The 20333-nt window shown below is 49.4% G+C and carries 16 protein-coding genes; 11 read left to right on the forward strand and 5 right to left on the reverse strand.

Features of this window, described 5'->3' with window-relative positions; genetic code table 11:
• The coding region (locus ABFZ84_RS14610) for a ParB/Srx family N-terminal domain-containing protein (RefSeq protein ID WP_369314824.1) at window positions 1-320 on the reverse strand (320 nt) is incomplete at its 3' end.
• Window positions 321-796: 476 nt separating this feature from the next.
• Between ABFZ84_RS14610 and ABFZ84_RS14615 the strand changes: the two genes are divergently transcribed.
• The 5 genes from ABFZ84_RS14615 (at window position 797) to ABFZ84_RS14635 (ending at window position 9170) form a co-directional block, all read left to right on the forward strand.
• The gene (locus ABFZ84_RS14615) at window positions 797-2167 is read left to right on the forward strand and encodes a hypothetical protein (RefSeq protein ID WP_369314825.1); all 1371 of its coding nucleotides are present in this window, start codon (window positions 797-799) and stop codon (window positions 2165-2167) included.
• 268 nt (window positions 2168-2435) lie between these two features.
• A complete protein-coding gene (locus ABFZ84_RS14620; RefSeq protein ID WP_369314826.1) occupies window positions 2436-3014 on the forward strand; it encodes an RNA polymerase sigma factor in 579 nt (192 codons plus the stop codon).
• A gap of 12 nt (window positions 3015-3026) precedes the next feature.
• Window positions 3027-4061: a FecR family protein gene (locus ABFZ84_RS14625; protein ID WP_369314827.1), complete on the forward strand. Its 1035-nt coding sequence runs from the start codon at window positions 3027-3029 to the stop codon at window positions 4059-4061.
• 134 nt (window positions 4062-4195) lie between these two features.
• Entirely contained in the window at window positions 4196-6928 is a 2733-nt protein-coding gene (locus tag ABFZ84_RS14630; RefSeq protein ID WP_369314828.1) for a TonB-dependent receptor plug domain-containing protein, read from the forward strand.
• Window positions 6929-6950: 22 nt separating this feature from the next.
• Window positions 6951-9170, forward strand: a complete 2220-nt coding sequence (locus ABFZ84_RS14635; protein WP_369314829.1) for a S9 family peptidase — start codon at window positions 6951-6953, stop codon at window positions 9168-9170.
• Between the two features lie 397 nt (window positions 9171-9567).
• On the opposite strand, the gene ABFZ84_RS14640 is transcribed toward ABFZ84_RS14635, so the two are convergent.
• Complete coding sequence (locus tag ABFZ84_RS14640; protein WP_369314830.1) at window positions 9568-9960, reverse strand: hypothetical protein; 393 nt, start codon at window positions 9958-9960, stop codon at window positions 9568-9570.
• 47 nt (window positions 9961-10007) lie between these two features.
• Window positions 10008-10964, reverse strand: coding sequence for a TolB family protein (locus ABFZ84_RS14645; RefSeq protein ID WP_369314831.1), 957 nt, complete (start codon window positions 10962-10964; stop codon window positions 10008-10010).
• Between the two features lie 143 nt (window positions 10965-11107).
• Between ABFZ84_RS14645 and ABFZ84_RS14650 the strand changes: the two genes are divergently transcribed.
• The 3 genes from ABFZ84_RS14650 (at window position 11108) to ABFZ84_RS14660 (ending at window position 15911) form a co-directional block, all read left to right on the forward strand.
• Complete coding sequence (locus ABFZ84_RS14650; RefSeq protein WP_369314832.1) at window positions 11108-11689, forward strand: sigma-70 family RNA polymerase sigma factor; 582 nt, start codon at window positions 11108-11110, stop codon at window positions 11687-11689.
• A 49-nt stretch (window positions 11690-11738) separates the two neighbouring features.
• Window positions 11739-14612 carry a protein kinase domain-containing protein gene (locus ABFZ84_RS14655; protein WP_369314833.1) on the forward strand — a complete coding sequence of 958 codons (2874 nt, stop codon included), beginning with the start codon at window positions 11739-11741 and terminating at the stop codon, window positions 14610-14612.
• Window positions 14613-15320: 708 nt separating this feature from the next.
• Window positions 15321-15911: a porin family protein gene (locus ABFZ84_RS14660; RefSeq protein WP_369314834.1), complete on the forward strand. Its 591-nt coding sequence runs from the start codon at window positions 15321-15323 to the stop codon at window positions 15909-15911.
• A 180-nt stretch (window positions 15912-16091) separates the two neighbouring features.
• On the opposite strand, the gene ABFZ84_RS14665 is transcribed toward ABFZ84_RS14660, so the two are convergent.
• Window positions 16092-17249: a helix-turn-helix domain-containing protein gene (locus ABFZ84_RS14665; RefSeq protein ID WP_369314835.1), complete on the reverse strand. Its 1158-nt coding sequence runs from the start codon at window positions 17247-17249 to the stop codon at window positions 16092-16094.
• A 136-nt stretch (window positions 17250-17385) separates the two neighbouring features.
• On the opposite strand from ABFZ84_RS14665, the gene ABFZ84_RS14670 reads away from it, so the two are divergent.
• From ABFZ84_RS14670 to ABFZ84_RS14680, 3 genes are read left to right on the forward strand one after another with little or no spacing between them, the layout of a single operon-like run.
• Entirely contained in the window at window positions 17386-18084 is a 699-nt protein-coding gene (locus ABFZ84_RS14670) for a hypothetical protein (RefSeq protein ID WP_369314836.1), read from the forward strand.
• A 12-nt stretch (window positions 18085-18096) separates the two neighbouring features.
• Window positions 18097-18801, forward strand: a complete 705-nt coding sequence (locus tag ABFZ84_RS14675; RefSeq protein ID WP_369314837.1) for a hypothetical protein — start codon at window positions 18097-18099, stop codon at window positions 18799-18801.
• Window positions 18801-19484, forward strand: coding sequence for a hypothetical protein (locus ABFZ84_RS14680; RefSeq protein ID WP_369314838.1), 684 nt, complete (start codon window positions 18801-18803; stop codon window positions 19482-19484). The genes ABFZ84_RS14675 and ABFZ84_RS14680 overlap by 1 nt, the downstream gene beginning before the upstream one ends.
• Window positions 19485-19730: 246 nt before the next feature.
• Here ABFZ84_RS14680 and ABFZ84_RS14685 read toward each other — a convergent pair.
• Window positions 19731-20333: carbohydrate porin (locus tag ABFZ84_RS14685; protein WP_369314839.1), on the reverse strand; the 603-nt coding region annotated here is incomplete at its 5' end.

Genomic DNA, 20333 nt, shown 5'->3' on the forward strand with positions numbered 1-20333 from the left:
TCTGCAAGGAGTTGCTCGTCCCATCCGGCGTTAAGGGCGAGTTTGTTATCGGCAAGCACGTAAGCGCGTTTTTGTTTTGCGGTGAGGGAACCGACCCGTCGACAGGGAATGGTGGAAAGCCCAACGCGTTTTGCCGCTTCGACCCGGCCGTGACCAGCAAGGATCATGCTGTGTTCGTCGATCAAAACAGGGGCGATGAAACCAAAAGCACGGATGCTCTCGGCTATCTGTTTGACCTGTTTCTTGGAATGGGTACGTGCGTTACGCGGATTGGGCTTCAACGAGCCAGGACTGAGGTGTTCTAAAGTCTGATCTGACACAGTGCGTATCCTTCATTTTGCCTTCCCCTCAATCATTTTACGAATCTTTACTGTTCCCTGTATGTTCCTTCTGTTTGCACATTTGATCAAGGCCGGCCACAATAAAAATACCCACCCGAAGCGCGTTTCTTTTCCCAAGCTGGGATAGTTATGATGGTCGATTTTAGCTGACATTAGAAATTAAGCTCCCGCTCCTACCAAGCAATTTTGATATTTGGCATCTATCAAATGCTAGTTCGGGCGATATGTCGAATTGTTCTGTTATTTCAAAGCCCTGCAAAAACTCTCTCGACCAGATCGACTAAGATGTGGTGGTGATTCTGTAGCGCGTGGCGAACGCCCCTTCGGTATATCGCCCGCATTTCCGTGCAACGGTAAATTACTTTCGGCTATGGCACGTGGATTTCGCGATATACGCAGTCTTTGTGTTAGGCGGCAGCTAAAACCTTTTACATCTGCGCCGGAAGGAAAAATTGGTGCGGATTGTTTCTCTCGTTGCTGTTCTAGCGTCCATGGTTGGTGGCTGGGTTTTTACGGGATATCTGAGGGGAGGCTCTATTGATTGGCAATCAATTATGGCCAACCCGGGTGGTATTTTAAATCCTGAACTTTCCGATGGGATTGTACCGGAATGCACCGTGATTGCCGCTGACAAAGAAGGGTATAATTGCGAAGTCGTTGGGAATCCCAATGCTAATCGCTGGCCTGACGCGACGGCCGAACACGCCTTTGCGCGCAGTGTTTGGGATATGGAGACCGCTAAAATCGGCTCACGAAGCGAGCGTATTTATTTTGGCGGTGGTGATTGGGGGCTCAATCAGGGTCCCGTGCCAATCTGGTCGCTGTTTTGGCAAAAGCCGGAAAAGGGCGAGCCAACCTTGCGGGTTGCGCAGGAGCAACCAGTTTTTGGAGAGGCTGTCGAGTTCTTTCGTGAAGTAGATGGTCGGCTTTACGTACCGGATATTGATCCAAAAGATCCGTGGACGTCGGGTAACGTCTATGCACTAGATGAGGATGGTTGGTTCAAATACCGCAGTCTCGATAGTGCAGTGCACGTCTTCGATGTGATCGGTTTCCAAGGTGCGCTTGTGGCATCGACGGGTATTGTTGAGGGTGACGCTGGCCTCGCCGGTTTATTTAAGTCTGTGGACAATGGTGTGACGTGGACGCGATTGTCCGTTTCGGAAACAGAAGCTAAAAAGGCATTTCGCTTTTGGCGTATGGCAGAGCTTGGTGAGGGGTTGTTTGTTGCCCAGTCGAGCGCTCGTGAGGGCTATTGGACATTAAATAAGAATTGGGAACTTGAGCGTTATGAAACCGATTTGTTCCCCGATATGCTGGATGCAAATTTGCGCCTAACAGTATCGCGCGCTGAAAAATTCGGTGAAACTGTTCTCTATTCACCGGGTCTTGAGAGATTGCCCGTAAATCCTAAATTACTGGAGACCGATCTAGCACCAGTATATCAGTCTAATGAGCATTTTGTTGCATGGTGGGAAAAGCTGTGTGCGGCTTGGCCATTGATGCACCGCAATCTCTATAGTCTTAACAAGGCTGGAGAAGTTAAAGTTGTTGCACTCCCAGGTGCACCTCACGTGAATGATTTCACTGTTATTGAAGGAACGGTATTTGTGCTAGGCGTTTCATATGGAAACGGAGCCTATGAAGCGGTTGTCGTTTCAAGCCATGACCTTGAGGAATGGACCGAGTTGTTCCGAGTTGAAACATCTGCAATCGCCATATCCTTCGAGCAGCTTGAAGGGGAGTGGATTCTCGGTCTTGGTGCTGATGGAATGTCGGATGTTAATACGTCTTCCGGGGAGATGTTGAGAATTTATTCTCAGTAAGTGCCTGTTGCCTGTTTGCCAGTGGGAGGAATAGGATGAGGTATAGGGCGTTCTGACTTGATAGCATTGCGAATAAAGCCATTCAGTATAAGTATTAACTGAGTTGGCGGTGATCGTTTGCTGACCAAGGTCTTTGTCGAAACGCTGAATAAAGTTGAGTAAATTTATGAATAAAATTGTCACTCGACCCTCGTCATTAAGCGTGTCGCGCGCTATATTTTGATTTTTGCGTGCGGTGGGGATGTGGCGTGTGAGAGACAGCAAACAAATGAGCAAGGTTCTTGTGAGTTATTTACGCCACGAGAAAGCGCTCAAAAAATATCTTTATCGGTTTTTTTCGCGCCCTCAAGATGTTGATGATATTGCGCAAGAAGCCTTCATAAAGGTGTTCGCAACTGAAGCTAGAACCGAGGTTAGGTATCCCAAGCCCCTTTTGTTTCGTGCAGCTAAACACGCTGCGCTAACGGAACTTTCGAAAAAGACGAGCAAAGATTTTGATTACATGGAGGAAGTTGGCGAAAGTAGGGAGTTTGTAGAGGAAAAAAACTGTAGTGCGGAGGAGGTTCTAGACAGTAGGCGCAAACTTGCGGCTTTGTCAGTGGCAATTTCAGAATTGCCGCCGGTATGTCGAAAGGTATTTATACTGCGTAAAATTGAGGCGCTGCCAATTAAGGAAATAGCGGCGCGGCTTAAGATCTCTGTTTCTTCGGTAGAGAAACATGGGGCTGTAGGGCTTGTGAAATGCAGCCGACGTATGTGCGAACTTGGGTATGATCCGCAAGAATTTGGAGCGACCACGAGAAAAGCGCGCGACGTGATAAAAAAAGAATATTCGGACGGGGAGTAGCAGCACCTAATCATGAACGATAAAAATATAGTAGAATTGCCGGACAACGATGTCATCGAGAAAGAGGCTGCGCTTTGGATAATGCGCGCTGATGACGTTGCATTAACGCCTGATATGCGAGCGGAATTGGCCGCTTGGATGAAGCGTAGTGTCCGTCACCGACACGCATTTGAGCGCATGGCGGCCATGTGGGGAATGGCTGATTTGTTGGAAGACTATAATCGTATCGATCCAATAGAGTCACCACTCTGGTTCGCCTCCCCAATGCGCAGTGTTGTTTTAACGGGTGCCATTGCAGCGAGTTTGGTGCTGTTTGTTGGTGCTGTGCTTTTCAAAGTGGGCCCTTGGACACCGAGCATACAAGAAGAAACATTTCGCACGGCAATCGGCGAGCAGCGTACGGTGCCACTCGCGGACGGGTCGGTCATGATCTTGAATACGGATACAAAGGCATCAATAGAGATTGGGCGAAAGCTGCGTGTCGTAAAATTGAAAAAAGGCGAGGCCCATTTCGATGTGGCCAAAGAGAAAAACCGACCTTTCCAAGTCTATGCGGAGCAGCGCCTTGTGCAGGCAGTGGGCACTGCGTTTACCGTTCGGTTGCGAGAGCGTGATGTAGAAGTGACAGTCGCTGAGGGAGTGGTTGAGTTGTTTACGCAAGACATGCCTACATCCGGAACGGCGGAAATAAAAGCACCGTCAGAGTGGCGTTCGTTAACGGCGCTTTCGGCAAATGAGAGCGCTGTGTTTGATGAAGGTGTGGCGAGTCGAGCGAAGTTAGATAAATCGGCTCTCAAAAAGAAGCTTATGTGGCGTGACGGATTTTTAGCATTTTCGGGCGAGCCGCTGGCTGATGTCGTTGCTGAGATGAGCCGTTATACGGAGTATGAAATTGTTATCTCAGACCCTGAGCTGCGATCACTACCAATAGCGGGTTCGTATGAGGCAGGAAATATCAAGGGGATGTTCGATTCACTCGAGCGTGCATTTGGTATTAAAGCAGAACGTAACGCCAACGGAGGAGTTGTATTGTCACGCGGGGCATAAATATTTTAAATAAAGCTTGTATTAAGATACGAGGATTTGCGGATTTCGTCAGTCTCTATGTATGAGGCCGGCGAAAATGAGAGGGGATTCGAACCGCGCGGCCAATGCATAGGGGCTTTGCTAAGATATTGGGGATGGGGCGTGCGATAGTAGTTATCGCATCCAGCATTTGCTTGTTGTTCTCTAGTGTAAGAGCGGAAGAGCTGGCGCGAAAGTTTGATTTTCAGATTGATCAAGCAACTCTCGGTGAGGCGTTGACCGAGTTGTCACGTCAAGCTCGCGTCGGATCATTGTACCCTTATGACTTGGCTGATAGCCCGAGCATCAATTCGGTGGCGGGTAGAATGACCGTGGTCGAAGCTCTTGATGGGTTGTTACGCGATACCGATTTTTCTGCCGACCTGACTGAGAGCGAGGTGATTGTCGTCTCGCGCAGAAAGCAGGAGCCTGAGGGGCAAATGGCGAACGGTAAGATTAAAACTACATTGTTGGCGGGGGTCGCTAGCTTGGTTTATGGCGTGGCAAACGCGCAAGATATTGAGTTAATCGAAGGTGATTCGCGTGAAGAGCAAGAGAAGGCTGAAGAACGCGATGAAGTTATTGTAACGGGTACGAATATTCGCGGGATCGCGCCGGATAGCTCGCCGACAATGACATTTGATAGAAATGATCTGGATGTTTCCGGGGCGGCGACACTTCAGGACTTTCTACAGACAATACCCCAAAACTTTGGTGGCGGATCCAATGCGACCGTCGTTGGCGGCCTTCCGAATGATTTTAGCGCGAGCTACAATAGCGGTCGAGCAGGCACATACGGATCAAGCGCGAACTTGCGCGGATTGGGTTCAGGTAGCACGCTCGTGCTTTTGAACAGTCAACGTATTGCGCCGGCTTCTGGTCTTGGTAATTTTGTTGATATCTCTCTTATTCCAGCGTCCGCTATTCAACGTGTTGAAATGCTAACGGATGGCGCAGCGTCTATTTATGGCGGTGATGCTGTTGCTGGGGTCGTCAACTACATTTTGCGTGATGATTTTGAAGGCGTAGAAGCAACGGCGCGCTACGGCACTGTTACTGAGGGCGATTTAGATGAATATCGCGCGAGTGTAACTCTCGGCGAAAATTGGAACGGCGGTAACGCTCTCCTTTCATATGAATATTTCAACCGCGGCAACCTTAGCGCTGCTGATCGCTCTTTTTCACAAAATGCAAATCTTCCTAATGACTTGTTTGCGAGCCAAGAGCGTCATTCAGTATTGTTGTCGGGTTCACAGGAGTTGACTCCGAACCTTGAATTTTCGGCAGATTTTCTATACGGAAACCGTACCGGTATTCGGGATACTTCCGGCGCAACTTATACCTTCCGTATACTTCCCGATACTTCAACGCTCCATGCTTCTGGTGCATTGAAGTGGGACGTTAGCGCTGATTGGTCCGTTGATTTTTCGGGTGCTTTTAGTAGCACGGATGGCGAAATTCCGACAACGGGAGACTCATCATGGCATACTTCGCTCGACTCAAACCTTTGGACTATGGACGCTAAGGCTTCTGGTGCTCTGTTTGGTATTTGGGGTGGTGATCTTCAACTGGCTCTCGGTGGTCACTATCGCGAAGAGTCTTTTTCTAATACGCGTATTGATATTGATACCGTTCAACGTGCGGCAGATCGAAACGTGTATGCCGTTTATGGTGAGCTTTTTGCGCCACTTATTTCGGAAGACAATAATATCCCAGGTGTCAATCGGTTAGAGATCAGCACATCAGCTCGATTTGAAGATTACTCCGACTTCGGCACAAAATTGACACCAAAAGTCGGTGTCTTGTGGGCTCCGGTTGAACAGCTTCGTTTGCGCGCATCCTATGGCCGTTCATATAGCCCCCCGCCGTTAGGTCGTGTCGGTGCTACAGACTACTCGGCTTTTGTTGCAAGTACGGCATTTATCAACGATGCTATCGGGCTCACCGCATCAGACCCATCTATTGCCGATGTCACGGCTATCTATATTTCTGGTACGGCACCCAATCTTTCTGCGGAATCTTCGCAGACGTTTTCGGCTGGTTTTAATTTCGATCATGAGGCCGGGCCGCATAGCTTTAGAGTTGTCGGAACTTACCTAGATATCAACTACGAAAATCGTCTGGGGAATACGCCTATTCCTGGTAACCGAAGCGTTTTTGATGCGCCAAATATCGCGTTTCTTGATCCAGGTTTATTCCCTCCCGGCATTGTTAACTTCTCACCAACGCTTGATCAAATCACAGCCATTATGGCTGGGGTATCACAAGTTGTCATGTACGAAGATGATGTCGATGCACTCGATGCGCAAATCATCAGTTCGGTTCAGCTTACACAAAACCTTTCTTTGAACTCAGTACAAACTGTTGATTTTGATGCGGGTTATCAGTTGGAATCGTCTGCGGGTGATTTCTCGTTGGGCGTCTCCGGATCTTACTTGATTAACTACAAGCAACAAGCAAGCCCGACATCGGCGATCGTTAACCGTATTGATACGCTCTACAATCCGACTCATCTTAAGTTGAGAGGGCGCGCCGGGTACTCTTCCGGTGGGTTTAATGCGAACGTCTTCTTGAACTACACAAACAGCTATAAGTTCGACAATTTACCGGGTTCTCAAACCGTTGATTCGTATTCGACTGTAGACCTTTCGACGTCTTACGCGTTTGGGGAATCATCTGTAGCTTCAGTTTTGGGTAACGCAAAAATTCGGCTGTCTGTCAGTAATCTCTTCGATCAACAGCCGCCAAGTACGCTTGATGCGCCAACCTTTTCTTTGTTTGGCTACGACCCTACAAATGCTTCGCCTTTGGGGCGCTTCATCTCGGTTGAACTTTCAACCAGCTTCTAACAGACTTTGGGGCAATATATTGATGCGGTTTTACAACCTTGACTTTTGGTTGGTGATCATTGCATTCACGATTTCTGGAGCAGGCAGTGTTGTTGCCGCTCCAGATTTTGAATCCTTGACCATCGAAGACTATGGGACCGTTCGACAAGTCTCAGAGCTTGCCTTGTCATGGGATGGAGAACTGATTGCCTACGCCGTCGTATCGACTGCGGTTGGTGGTTCCGGAGTTGATCGTTCTGTCATTGTGCAAAAAGCAGAAGCCAACGCAAAACCCGTCAATATAACTATTGCGCAAGATGCCTCGCATCTTGCATGGATCCCCGGTACGCATGAGGTGGCCTACATCGCTAATGTCGATGGCAGATCACAAGTTTTTGCAACTAATATCGATACCGGAAAAAGACGACAACTGACATTCGGCTCAGAACGCCCATTAACTTTTAAATTTTCCAATGACGGAAAGAAAATGGGGTGGATTTCGCAAAGTGGGCACCGGATAGAAAGTAACCAACCATCACTTTTTAAACGATTGCACGATGGGGATACGGGCGTAGTAATTGATCATAAAACGGTAAGGCTTACCCACTTCGTTAATCCGCTTTTTCGTGAAGTTGGCTCGAACGGCGAACGCTCATTATGGGTAAGGGATGGCAATAAAAATCCTGTAAGATCAAGTGTTCCAGGCTACGTTACTGGTTTTGAATGGTCATTAAGTGGTGAAAAGCTTTCTGTCCGGTTTTTAGCGGATACAAATCCTGCTGATCCCTTCGCCAGTCTTTATACAAGCATTGGCATTTTCAATATTTCATCAGGGGGGTTTTCCGTTATTGCCGCGGCAAACTCTTCGTCGGCTGATGGTGAAGCAGTTTATTACCTTGGTGGAGAATGGGTTGCTGACGCTGAAGAAATATTTGTTCGCCGTGTTATCACCTCTAGCTTTTGGAGAAGCCGTCGGGAGTGGAAACGAATTTCCATTGGTGATGATGATGAAATTCCCTCTACTAATGATTTAGATTGGAATGAAATTAAGTTTTATCCAGCGAGCGCCCAGTTTGTACCAACAGATTTTGCTGGACCAGTCGTCAATGGAGTCCACAAGGGGCTGCGGTCAGTCTATCAAATTGATCCAACAGGGCTGCGTACAGCATCATTCGTCAAGGATATCGAAGGTGATCTTGATCTGGTGCGGTTTAGTTCCGATCAAAGAGTTTCGGTATTCGTCAACCAAAGTCTAGTGCGTGCCCCCGAAATTTTCGTATTGCAGGACGGCGTAGTCCAACAAATTACGACATTCAATCAGAGAATTAACAGCAAAAGAATGCCGAATGCACGAGAGGTTAATTGGCGCGGTAAAGACGGTATAAAGGTTCAGGGTTGGCTCCTAATTCCGCCTGAAACGGCGGGAAATAAAGGGCCGCTGCCTATGGTGACATTTTTGCATGGCGGTCCGACAATTCCGATGACCAACAGTTTTGCTCAATATTATACACTATATGGCGGTGTTTGGCCTTATCCATTTGAAGTGTTGGCATTAAATGGAATTTCTGTCTTTATTCCAAATTATAGAGGTACGGATAGTTTTGGTCATGTTTACTCAAATCCAAAACATTCAGATGTTGAGGCGCTTAACGATGTTGTTCTTGGTATTGAACATCTAATTGCGACAGGCGTTGCCGATGAGGACAAGCTTGGGATTGCGGGTCATAGTCATGGCGCGTGGTTGGGCGCACTCATAATGACGAGAATGAAGAATTTTGTTGCAGCGTCGTTTGGGGAGGGGCCACAAAATAATATTCTGACCTATATTTTTAGCCCCGGATACCTGTATGAAAAAGGGTATCATAAATTGTGGGGAACGGGGCTTTACCAGACGCCTCAGCGATATATTGAAACATCTCCAGTTTTCTATTTTGAAGGCTTAAATACCGCGGTATTGTTTGAAGCTGGCGTTGAATCGCAAGCCCTGTCGATGATGGGATCGCCGAAGGCGGCGCATCTCGCCGGTATGCCAACTGAATTCGTCGCTTATCCAAAGACTGGACACAATATCCGAGATCCCAAACTCAAAAAAGAAGTTGCACATAGAAATTTAGATTGGTTTTTGTTTTGGGTGCTGGGTCATGAAAATCGAGACTCAGCAAAGACCGAACAGTATGACCGATGGCGGGACATGCGACACAATCGATGCGTCGATACCGGGATTACACCCCCAACTTATTGTAACGATAATTACACTAGGTAGTTGATTTTTAAGCCGAGCAATATCTGTTTATCCTTGGCGTCTTGAGTTGCAAGATCGCGTGAGATTATTAGTCATTATTCTTATTTTGCCTGATATGAATGGGCAGGATCCCTGTTCAGTGGTTTGAATTCCCTGTTATCAAAGAGCAGGGAATTTGCTCCGAACTGCCCGAATTTTCACGCTTTTTGGGCGTCGAATTCCGCGAAATCGAGCCATATTCGATCAAATTCCCTGTAAATACCCTGTTATTGAGATTCAGAACGCAAAGCGGCGTTCGACGCAGACTGCACCGCCCACCATTCAGTCCTCCATTTGACGTCGACCAACTGGATCAAGCTCCAAAGCCCGCACATCCGCGGGATTTTGCGAGATGACGTTGTCTTTACGATAAGAGGATTTAGCAGGTACCGGGTTTCCCGCGGCGGACTTGTTTTTCCCAGTCGTCACCAAGGACTTCACGAGCCGACAAGCCATCTTCGTAGTCAGGATCCGTTGGTTTTAGCATTTTCACCACGACGCCGCGCGTGTTGCGAGACATGGGAATGCCGGCGGCGAACCCGCCAAAGGATTTACTGTTGTCCGATGTTGCAAGTAGAAACCGGTCGCCGCCGCGTTTGATGACTTCAATGGCGGCGAGTTTGGAGGCGACCTTCGCTGCGCCGGATTTGCCGCATATGGGTGCCGCTGTGGTTGAAACCTGAAATGTTGATCGTGACATTTCCTGTACTGATGAGTAGGCGCAGGCGCTAAGACTGAGAGCGGCGACAGCCGTGAGCAAAATGGTTTTCATTTTCATTCTCCTATTTCAAAAATAATTCAGCGGTTAATTCGCGTAGGCTATGTCAGCATTGCTCCGTTAGGCGTCGAGCGGCATTCACTTTCGGCATTGTCGCCCTCGGCGGAGATAAAAGTATTTGGTGCCGTGATGGAAACATCGCTGACCCGAATATTGTAGGCATCAGGATCGGTCGTGCTGTTATGGAGCGCAAAGCAAAGGCTTGTGCTGATTGGCGACCATCTGACGTTTGTAAGCGCGCCATTCGCCGCCGTAAGGGTGATGTTGTTCGGGATCGACTGCGTGAGGTCAGTGAACTGCAAAGCGAATGGCAGAGGCGGCAACATTGCGATCGACGATGCGCGTACTTTCTGAACGATGTAGCGCCCATCAGGGGAAAACTGCGGATTGCCGTAGGGTTGTGTTTCTGTCTGTCCTTCGTTCAAGTTTCTTAAATCCGAATCATCACGATTGATAAGATAAAACCGCTCGCGGTCCCGGCGAGTAGTAAAAACTGCGGTGGACGCCACTTGCTGACTGGCCGTCGACCAAGCGAACTCGCCAATGTCGGTAGAGAACAAATCAACGGGGCTCTTGAGGCGAGCATTCAAGATTGTAGCCGACCCGCCACTAACGGGCCTTACTACCTGTTCTGTTCCCCTGGTGGGGAATTTAATAATATAGGCGATCCATTGACCGTCGGGTGAGGTCTGGAACTTAACAACCTCGTTTCCAGGGGAAACGCCGTCGGCTATTCTCTCCTGAATTTGCTCATCATCCTGTCCAATGAAAATGGCTTCCGGGCTTGTGGCTGCATCATCTTCCTTGCCTGAAAAGATGATCGTCTCAGCGCTCCTTGAAGACGGAGGCGGGGGTGGTGGTTGAACCGTTGTTGTATGATCGCCGCCGCTGCCGCAAGCGGCGAGTGATGTCGCGATGAACGCGGCCAAAACGATGGCGTGAAGCCGCGATGATTGTCGCGTGCGTCGTTTGTCTTGGCATGTTTTCAGTTCAGTCATAATCCTTACCCAAACTTTCCAGCCGTAAAACACCGGCTTACTTGGGAAGCAGCGCGCGCTGTGAGATTCGATCATTGCACCGGCCGAAACGCGGTTAAAAAACAAACCTCGACCATAAGCTATTGTTCTGATATGATTTTTTTATGGGAGAGGATGCAGAGATTACCGGCCTGCTTCATGACTGGGGCAAGGGCGACGCCAAAGCGGGCGATGCGTTGACGCCGCTTGTCTATGACGAACTTCATCGCTGTGCGGAGCGTTTGTTTCGCCATGAAAATGCCGGGCACACGCTACAACCGACAGCATTGGTGCATGAGGCTTATGCCAAGCTCATCAATGTTGATGTTTCATGGCAGGACCGCGCGCATTTTTACGCTCTGGCGGCGCGGATGATGAAGCGCTTGTTGATCAATCATGCAAATGCACGCAATGCAGCGAAACGCGGCGGTGATGATATTCAAGTGACCCTTGATGATTCCAATACGCCTGGCGACAGCACAGATGCGATCCTACTAGAGTTGACCGATGCGTTGTCGGCCCTGGAAAAGTTCGACGAGCGAAAAGCCCAATTGGTGGAGCTACAATATTTTGGCGGTCTTTCCGTGAAAGAAATTGAAGCTGTCACAAATCTCTCATCGGCCACAATCGGAAGAGAACTGCGATTCGCGCGCGCTTGGCTGAAAGATCAGCTCGCCGGCAACGATCAAGTCACGCAGGAGGCGTGATCGAAATCATGGCCTGTTGCTGCTTAACAGATCAAAGGGAACAAGCAGCATGACGTCAGATGAATTCAAGGAACTGGAAGAGGCGTTTCAAAACGCCCTGTCACTTGAAGGCGCAGAACGCGACGCCTTTTTAGAAAAGCTGGACCGTGATCGCCGCGATCTTGCCAAACGTGTTCGAGAACTCCTCAAAGCTGACGCAACCGGCGATACCATCGCTGCGCCTATTGCAGCGTCGGTAAAGGCGCTGAAGGAAGACGGCGACGATCCGTGGATCGGGAAGACGATTGGCGACTGGCGTTTGCACAAACGCCTGGGCGCTGGCGGTATGGGCGCTGTTTTTCTTGCGGATCGCGCCGATGAGCAATATGCGCAGACCGCCGCACTTAAAATTATGGGCGCGCAATTGCTCGACCAAAATGCTGCCGCGCGTTTCCGCGCTGAACGCCAGATTCTTGCAAATCTCAACCATCCAAATATCGCAACGCTGATTGACGGCGGATCCACCGATGACGGGCTACCTTATCTCGTGATGGAATATGTCGACGGCGTGCGCATCGATGACTATTGCGACATTAACAACCTCGTTATCAGTAATCGGCTTTTCTTGTTCCAGAAACTATGCGCCGCCGTTGACTATGCTCATCGAAATCTTGTTGTTCATCGCGACTTAAAACCCAGTAATATGCTGGTCACTGAAAACGGCGACCCAAAGCTGCTCGACTTCGGCATCGCGAAGCTGCTTGAAACGGATGACTATGAGCTGACCATGGCGCGTACCGGCGAAGGCGCGCGGATTATGACACCGGAATATGCAAGCCCTGAGCAGGTGCGCGGCGAGCCCGTTTCGGTTGCAACCGATGTTTACGCGCTTGGTGTATTGTTGTTTCGACTTTTAACAGGCCATTCACCTTACGGACCGTCGGCGACAACACCGCGCGAGATCGAAAGCGCGATCCTTGAGGCAGAACCAAAAAAGCCGAGCGCCAGTATTACTGAATATTCCAGCACGGACGATAAAACGCTATCTTTAGACGACCTTAGCGAAAAGCGTTCTGTTTCGCCCGAACATTTGCGCAAGACCTTAAGCGGCGATCTTGATACGATCATCCTGAAATGTCTGCAAAAAGAACCGGAACGGCGCTACGCAACCGCGCGTGAACTCGCCGCCGACATTGAACGCCACCTCAATAATAGGCCGATCCTCGCCCGCGCCGACAGTTGGACATACAAGACGAAGAAATTCTTGACGCGTAATGCGCGTCCGACGGCGGCGGCGGCGGCAATGTTTGTCGCCATTGTATCGCTTGTCGCGTTTTATACATTGCGCCTCGCCGATGAGCGCGACAAGGCGCAACTTGCGGCGGCGGAAGCTGAGCAGGTTGCTGGTTTTTTAACCAACATTTTTAGAAACGCTGATCCGCATACGGCGCAAGGTACTCCAGCCACAGCCGTGGATTTGCTTCGATCAGCGGAAACGCGCATTAGCGATCTTGATGCTCAGCCTATGCTCCAGGCACGGCTCACTCAGATCATTGGCGATACTTATGCAAATCTTGGTGAGACATCGAAAGCGATTGAACTGCTTGAATGGTCCCAAGAAATGCGCCGGGCGAGCCTCGCTGAAGATCCCCTCGCTTATGGCATGTTATTGCAGGATCTGGCTGAAGCGTATCGATTATCTGGAGATCTCGATGCAGCTGAAAAGGCGATGCGTGAATGCATTATCAAATTTGAAGAAGTATTGCTAGCGGATGATCCACAGATTTTGTTTCTGCGTGGTCGTTTGGCCGTAATTTTTTCAGATCAATCGCGTAAAGTCGAAGCGCTTGAAACACTTCAAGGCGCTCTGCGTAAAAGGCTGCAAAGTGGTTCACAGCACGATAGTGAATCGCTGGATATGTTTGGCAACACCGCTCATTTGCTGGTGGATCTTGGCCGCTATAGCGAAGCTGAAGAAGTCCATGCGGAAGTTATCCGTTTATCAAAAGAAATTGACGGACCTTTGCATCCAAGCACGTTGATCCGTACCAATAACATGGCGCTTTTACGGCGTGCACAATTTCAACTTAAAGATGCTAAGCGCCTTCATGATGAAGCAACGTCGGGAGCGCAAAAAATTTGGCCAGAGGGCCACCCTTATATTGCCCGATGGACCGCGGGCCGGGCCTATATCAAAGCGCTGCTTGGCGAGTTCGATGAAGCTTTTGCGGAATTTCCCGGTGCGGTGGAACAGTTGCGCCAGATTCGAGGTGAAACTTCTAACATTCATCTTTCACGGCTTCGTTTTTACGGCGAAGCATTAGCGATGGCTGGGCGACTGGATGAAGCGTCGGCGAAAATGGAAAACGCCATTACCGTTGCTGTTGCTGATGACAGAATGCACGCAAGTGCAACCAACGTCCTTCGTGTACGGCTTGCTTTAGTGAAAAACTTACAGAACCGTCCGGATGAAGCGCTGGCGTTACTTGATCTTGCCGCGTCCACGAGCGAGTGGCAATCGACGCGGCGATCAGCAGATATGAATGCGACCCGCGCAGTTAGTCTCAGTCTTTTAGAGCGCAGCAACGAAGCAACCGCATTATTTGAAACACTGATTGCTGGACGATCGGTCCTGTTTGGGCCAGAATCGGCGGCGATGATCCAGCTTTATACAGACGCTGCATCCCATTTCCGCCGTTCGGATAAAATTGTGAGAGCGGAAAATTATGCGCGCCGTGCTCATGAAATAGGACAATTGAATTTACCCGCCGGAAACTGGATCGCGGCCCTGGCGACGGCCGAATACGCTTATGTCCTTGCGGCGTCTGGCAAGACCGGCGAAGCCGAAAAATTCGCGACGCGCGCCTATGATGATCTCATCGCCACTTTCGGGCCCGATGATTACCGTGCCATCCCATTGAAAGAACTGATCGACAGCTTCTAATGCGGTTCTCCAAAAAAGATGTCACGGCTCTGATCGATTTCATGAAACTCTGCTGCTTACTTAAGTGAGGCGGCAATTCGGGATCGGCCCCGCATGTCGGAGCCTCACCTGACGTAAAGCCAAGGGGATGTTCCATGACCCGTTTATTTTTAGTTTTCGCCTTTATGTTGGGCGCGGTTGCGGCATGCGCCACCGGACCGCAATATCGCACCAACACCTCCTATATCGCTCCGTCAACGACACAGGGCGCAACATGCGTTGCCAGCTGCCAGACCAGCGAACAGGTCTGTCGCGGCCGCGAAGATGATAGAAGTCGCGCGGATTATCCTGCTTGTATGCAGCGTGCCAAAGAAACATACAATCAATGTATAAATGGCTATTATCCTGCGGGTTGCGACCTAGCGCGGCAAAACGCAGAATATATTTGCAACGACGATCTATCACCGAGCTACAAATCCTGCACGCGGTCTTACGATGCCTGTTATGAAAGTTGCGGCGGCCGGGTCATAAAAGAAGAGGTCTGCGTCAAAAACTGCGGCGGTTAGTGTTGCGCTTCTTCCTGAAAAAGCCTTGGGCGGAACATCGCCTGAGGCTTTTTTGTTATTTGGCGGCGTTTGTGTGATCGAAACACTCGGCCGCTGCTGCTTCTTCTAGTGAGAGCGCAAACTGACGCCCCGTCGGGCGCTGCGTCCGTAGGGAGAACAAGACATGAAAACCTTCAAACGAACAGGGAAAAGTCTGGCGCGCGCCGCTGGCATATTTGTCGCAAGCACTGCGGTGTTTGCTTCAGCGCAAGCGCAGGAAAGTGGGTTTTACGCCAATATCGGCGCTAGCTTCGCCACATCAAATGCAGACCAAATCGAGCTGGTAGAGACCGGTGCCGGTCTTATCACCATACGCGCCGGGTATAATCTCAACCGCTATCTCAGCGTCGAGGCGGAGGGTAACATTACCGCTCTAACACCCGATATTGACCCGACAGGCGTGAACGGGCGTGAGGGCGCGTTAAATTACAGCCGCGGTTTCGCCGGCTATCTTGTCGCGCGTTATCCGGTCACGGAAAGCATCGAGCTTTTCGCCCGTGGGGGCTACCACCACACACGGATCATTCTTCGCGCCGAAGATCTTATGCAATCAGCGACATTCGACAATGTCGCCTATGGCGGCGGTGCCAGTTACAATTGGGGACGTAATGGCATCAGGGTCGATTATACCATATTGAACGTGTCACGCATCAATCAGTCAACTGATAATATTGACCAGCGTATAATTGGCTTGTCGTTTGTTCGTTGGTTTTAGGGGGGGGCATTTTGTAGGCAATGATGAGCTAATGCGTCCTGCGGCAATCTCTGCCAAGAGGGCTTTATTAAGAGCGTGCGACCGGTGTGTTTGGGCAGCGCGCGCTTGTGATTGAGCTGCTTCAGGTCTGCAAATGAAAGGGCATCAAGTTGTGAGAGTTCTTGCTCCTCCTTCACTTTCTTACAGTTTTTTTTGTTGATCTCGATAGGCCTTGGGGGTCAAACCAGTCTCTTTCTTGAAGGCCTTGTAAAAGGTCGAGCGTGAGTTGAAACCTACCTCTAAAGAAATAGACAAAACCGTCTCATTGGTGTTCGCGAGCAACTCTTTCGCGGCTTTCGCACGCCAACTCGCCATATAGTCAAAAAAGTTCACCCCGATCTCTTCATTGATTGTTTGCGAAACAGCATTTGTCGTTGCGCCAAGGTGGTCGGAAAGCTTTTTCAAGCTCAAGTTTGGATCGAGATAGAGTTTCTCACTAGACAAACAATCCTTGATACGTTGGGAAAGACGCTCTTTACGATCAGGACTCAAGGCAGACTTAAGATACTTACTCCGAGCAACGGCTTCATCTGTTGGAAGCCCTGAGTCATTCGGTGGTTTTAAAAGAACAAGTTCCGATTGTGCTTCCGGCGAAAATGCCGCGAGCAATAAAAGGACGCCTGCCGCGACAAGAAGCGCGACGTCTCCGCTTAAAATGAGACCAAGCCCGATATTGTCCGCGACGAGACTGCCGGCTGTCAGCACCCAAAGCGTTACTAAGCCAACCATAACGCTTTCTACCCACCGCATTGAGTATGATTCAGTGTTTGAGAAGTAGTTTTTCAGGTTGTCTCGATAAGCTTGCAGGCGCTTCATAGCGAAAACCAGATAGATAAAAGACACGACTGACCACACTAAGATTAGAGTTATGGTTGCAATGGCCAAGAATGACGGTGCGAACCCTGGTGGAAGCTCGCCCAGAATGAACATGCTTGATCGGTCTTTTGTCGGCAAAAGCCAGTATCCCAGTGTAATACAGGCACCCATAATTGGCATTATGCAGTGCAAAACACTCAATCGATTCAACGCAACCGAACTAACCCGGGAATCTATATAATATAATACCGCAGCCGGTAGTGCCATTAGCACTGGCAACATGAGAGGCATGTAAATGGGATAAGCCACTGGAAAAAATGCTACGATTAGTGGAATTGATGAGAGCGCTGTCAGCAAAGCCAATACCAGTAGTAGTTTGAGTTTTAATGGCTTTGACCCGGTCGCACGTTGTGTCGAGACCGCTCCCATCAGAAATATCCCGAGGGCAAGTGCAGAAATAGCTGTCGCTGAAGTAGATGCCATTTCATTAGTTTATCGTGTGTCTATTCGCTCGTATATGCGAATATCACATTGCCTGTCCGAGCCTATAGGCACACACGACGAGCATAAAATCCTGCGCCATAATTCGCTGATCTTAGACACAACCAGTGGGATTTTGATGCGATTACTATCCGGAATGATAATAGCTTTACTTTGCTCTCTTGAGCCACAATTCGCACATGCAGATGCGGGAAGAAACGTGGACCCTGATTTCGAAGCGGTCCGTGAGCGCCTGAGCTTCCCGGTCTATAATTATGACATGACGATCAAAACCGGCGAGACCTTAGATATCGAGGTTGTCACACGGATCGACATGACGAAACCGAAAGGGCAGCGAATAGAGCTCGTTTCTTCAACTGATCCAAAGGTTGTCGATACAGTGATGAAGGAAATTCGCGGCAATGACAGCGAGAATGACAATCTTGGTGATATCTGGTGCGATCAACTCTCTTCCAAGGTTCCCGACACCTACACAACGACAGAGACATCCGATCAAACGAGGACAATCAAGTTTGTACCCGTGGCCAAGACAGAAGAACAGCGTGCCATTTTCCCCCATCTAATTGGTGAGATGACGCTGGACGCTGAAACGGCGTCTGTGATGGGGCTGAAATTGGTCAATACATCATCATTCAAACCATCCCCAATTGCGAAAATACGAGAGCTAGAAATCGTCTACACGTGTCAAGCGCTGGAGAATGGCATGTTAGCGCTGGATTCCTATTCTGCGAACGTGAAAGGAAAAGCCCTTTTTCAATCATTTAAAGAAACGGAAGTGATGCATTGGTCCAATTTTCATCCCGTTGACTCGAAATAGGACAGCAAAACTATGGAAATAAGCTTTGCAAACCTCCTCGTAATTGCACACGTATCGTTTGGCGCGCTCGCACTTTGTGCAGGAACTGTTGCGCTAACTGTCCGGAAAGGTTCAGCGCTTCATGTAAATGTAGGCCGCATATTCGCATGCGCCATGATTAGCTCTTCCGCTCTCGGTGCTTTACTTGGCGTCCTGAGACTCGAGCAATTCTACATCACATTTCATGCAGGGATCCTAGGTGTCACGCTCATTGCGAGTGGTTGGCTATCCGCGCGGAATACCACATCAGAACGAACCGTGACGGAACACATAGTTTCGGTGCTGAACTTGATCAATACTATCTGCTTAATCGGACTAGGTGTGTACGCTCTGGGGCTAGCTGACGGGATTTTCCTCGGTTTTGCGGGTGAGGACTATTTGTTTCTAGCATTTTTGGCAGGCTTGGCCGCGTGCTTTGATATTAGTTTGTGGTTCAGAAACACAATCTCAAATCATCATCGTATCGCGCGGCATTTATGGCGGATGTGTTTAGGTTTCTTCATCGCGGCAGGGTCAGCATTTACAGGTCCGGGCGGGAAAGCATTTCCACAGGCTGTGCAGCAGTCTGGGCTTCTATCTCTGCCAGAACTCTTGATCTTCCTAGCCATGGTTTTTTGGCTCATCCGTGTAATTTTCACCGATTATGCAAAAATATCTACGGTCGCGGATTCATCGTAATGCCCGAGCCGATCTTGATCAAAGAGTTTCACTTTTTAGCAGGTTGCATTTCACTTGTTGGTTTGGTGATAGCATTCGCAGCCCAGAAAGGGTCGAAGCTCCATATCATGGGTGGAAAGAGTTTCGTGGTGACCATGCTGATACTCACAAGCTCCGGGTTGTGGATGAGCATTTCACGCGAAGTACTTTTTACAGTCTTCTTATCATTGACCTCCTTTCATGCGCTGCTCACTGGGTGGTCGGCTGCGGCCAAGAACGGGATTGCACGTGCGGTTACGAAGTATTCTGCGGGTAGCTCAGCTCTTATCACTGGCGGCGGGATATGGGGCGGGCAATACACCGCTAACACACCAAATGGGCTGTTAAACGGTTTACCGGCTGGTGCGTTCTATTTTATCGCTGGCATTGCGGCTCTGCTGATGCTCTTCGATTTGATTTATGCAAACACTCGAAGCCCGTCGAAGGTCATGCGTATTACTCGCCACCTATGGCGCATGGGCTTCTCGTCTTTTCTGGCAACCAGCATTTTCTTCTTTGGGAACAATCATGTGTTGCCCGAGGCGTTGAGAACGCCCTTAGTACTATCAGCGCCGGTAATCGGCGTTATCGTATTGACGGCGTTCTATACGATGAGAGTTCTGTTCTTTAGTTTCAGCACTCCATACAAACACGAAACCGATTGAGACTTACAGCAGCCCATTTTTTATTCACGGAGAAAATGGACCTTAAAAAATCGCCTAAAATCTAATGAGGTGTTGAACGCAAGCGGAACTCCCGTGATGAGATTGGCGAGCTGTTCTTGCTCATGGCTTCAGCAACATCGCCTTCCGTGTTCTCGGATAGGTAGTCGCTGTAATTGGTGCGCAGTTTCTCTGCTCAACGTTTTGCAGTCCTAGCTAACAAGTGTCAGGGGATTGGGGTGATGGTCATTATTCTGGTGCAAGTCTAAAGACGGTTCGCAAGCCGAAAGCCAAAGCGTTCTGGCGGCGGTAGGATTCTGTTCCGGGTGCGATGATATATTGAATATCGGGCTGGATGTGGATGCGATCGGTGACGGCGACTGAATAGGTTAGTTCAATCGCGGTTTCTCGCCGGTCAGCAAGCGGATCAATGCGCCGTTTTTCAGAAGAGGTTTCTGCGATTGCGACAGCGAGACCTAATTTGTCTCCCGAAAGGAACGTGTCATTCTGTACGAGGCCGATTGAATAGAACGCTTGAAAGTCATTATGCTCTGCGCTTGCACTGCCGATACGGGCAAAAACCGACAGGGCAGATTTGTCGTCAAAATGATCTCCCTTGAGCACCGCTTCTCCGCGTAGATAATAGCCGACATTGCCATCGGCGCGATCGCCATTGAATGTATCAAAGTCATTTGTATAGCGCCAATGACCGGCGATCAGTTTCAGCTTTGATCGGCTATGTTCAACTTCGCCGAGCAACAACGCGCCATCATCAAGTGATACCGATGTTCGCTTTAACGCGCTTGGATTACCCGGTGTTGCATCGAGGATCGCTGCGCGTACTGTCCATTG

It is taken from the genome of Hyphococcus lacteus (genome assembly GCF_041058985.1).
Taxonomy (GTDB): Bacteria; Pseudomonadota; Alphaproteobacteria; order Caulobacterales; family Parvularculaceae; genus Hyphococcus; species Hyphococcus lacteus.

Coding starts and splice junctions, on each gene's coding strand:
- ABFZ84_RS14660 (WP_369314834.1), top strand. CDS start 15,321: ATGAAAACCTTCAAACGAACAGGGAAAAGTCTGGCGCGCGCCGCTGGC.
- ABFZ84_RS14670 (WP_369314836.1), top strand. CDS start 17,386: ATGCGATTACTATCCGGAATGATAATAGCTTTACTTTGCTCTCTTGAG.
- ABFZ84_RS14675 (WP_369314837.1), top strand. CDS start 18,097: ATGGAAATAAGCTTTGCAAACCTCCTCGTAATTGCACACGTATCGTTT.
- ABFZ84_RS14625 (WP_369314827.1), top strand. CDS start 3,027: ATGAACGATAAAAATATAGTAGAATTGCCGGACAACGATGTCATCGAG.
- ABFZ84_RS14680 (WP_369314838.1), top strand. CDS start 18,801: ATGCCCGAGCCGATCTTGATCAAAGAGTTTCACTTTTTAGCAGGTTGC.
- ABFZ84_RS14645 (WP_369314831.1), bottom strand. CDS start 10,964: ATGACTGAACTGAAAACATGCCAAGACAAACGACGCACGCGACAATCA.
- ABFZ84_RS14630 (WP_369314828.1), top strand. CDS start 4,196: ATGGGGCGTGCGATAGTAGTTATCGCATCCAGCATTTGCTTGTTGTTC.
- ABFZ84_RS14620 (WP_369314826.1), top strand. CDS start 2,436: ATGAGCAAGGTTCTTGTGAGTTATTTACGCCACGAGAAAGCGCTCAAA.
- ABFZ84_RS14640 (WP_369314830.1), bottom strand. CDS start 9,960: ATGAAAACCATTTTGCTCACGGCTGTCGCCGCTCTCAGTCTTAGCGCC.
- ABFZ84_RS14635 (WP_369314829.1), top strand. CDS start 6,951: ATGCGGTTTTACAACCTTGACTTTTGGTTGGTGATCATTGCATTCACG.
- ABFZ84_RS14665 (WP_369314835.1), bottom strand. CDS start 17,249: ATGGCATCTACTTCAGCGACAGCTATTTCTGCACTTGCCCTCGGGATA.
- ABFZ84_RS14650 (WP_369314832.1), top strand. CDS start 11,108: ATGGGAGAGGATGCAGAGATTACCGGCCTGCTTCATGACTGGGGCAAG.
- ABFZ84_RS14655 (WP_369314833.1), top strand. CDS start 11,739: ATGACGTCAGATGAATTCAAGGAACTGGAAGAGGCGTTTCAAAACGCC.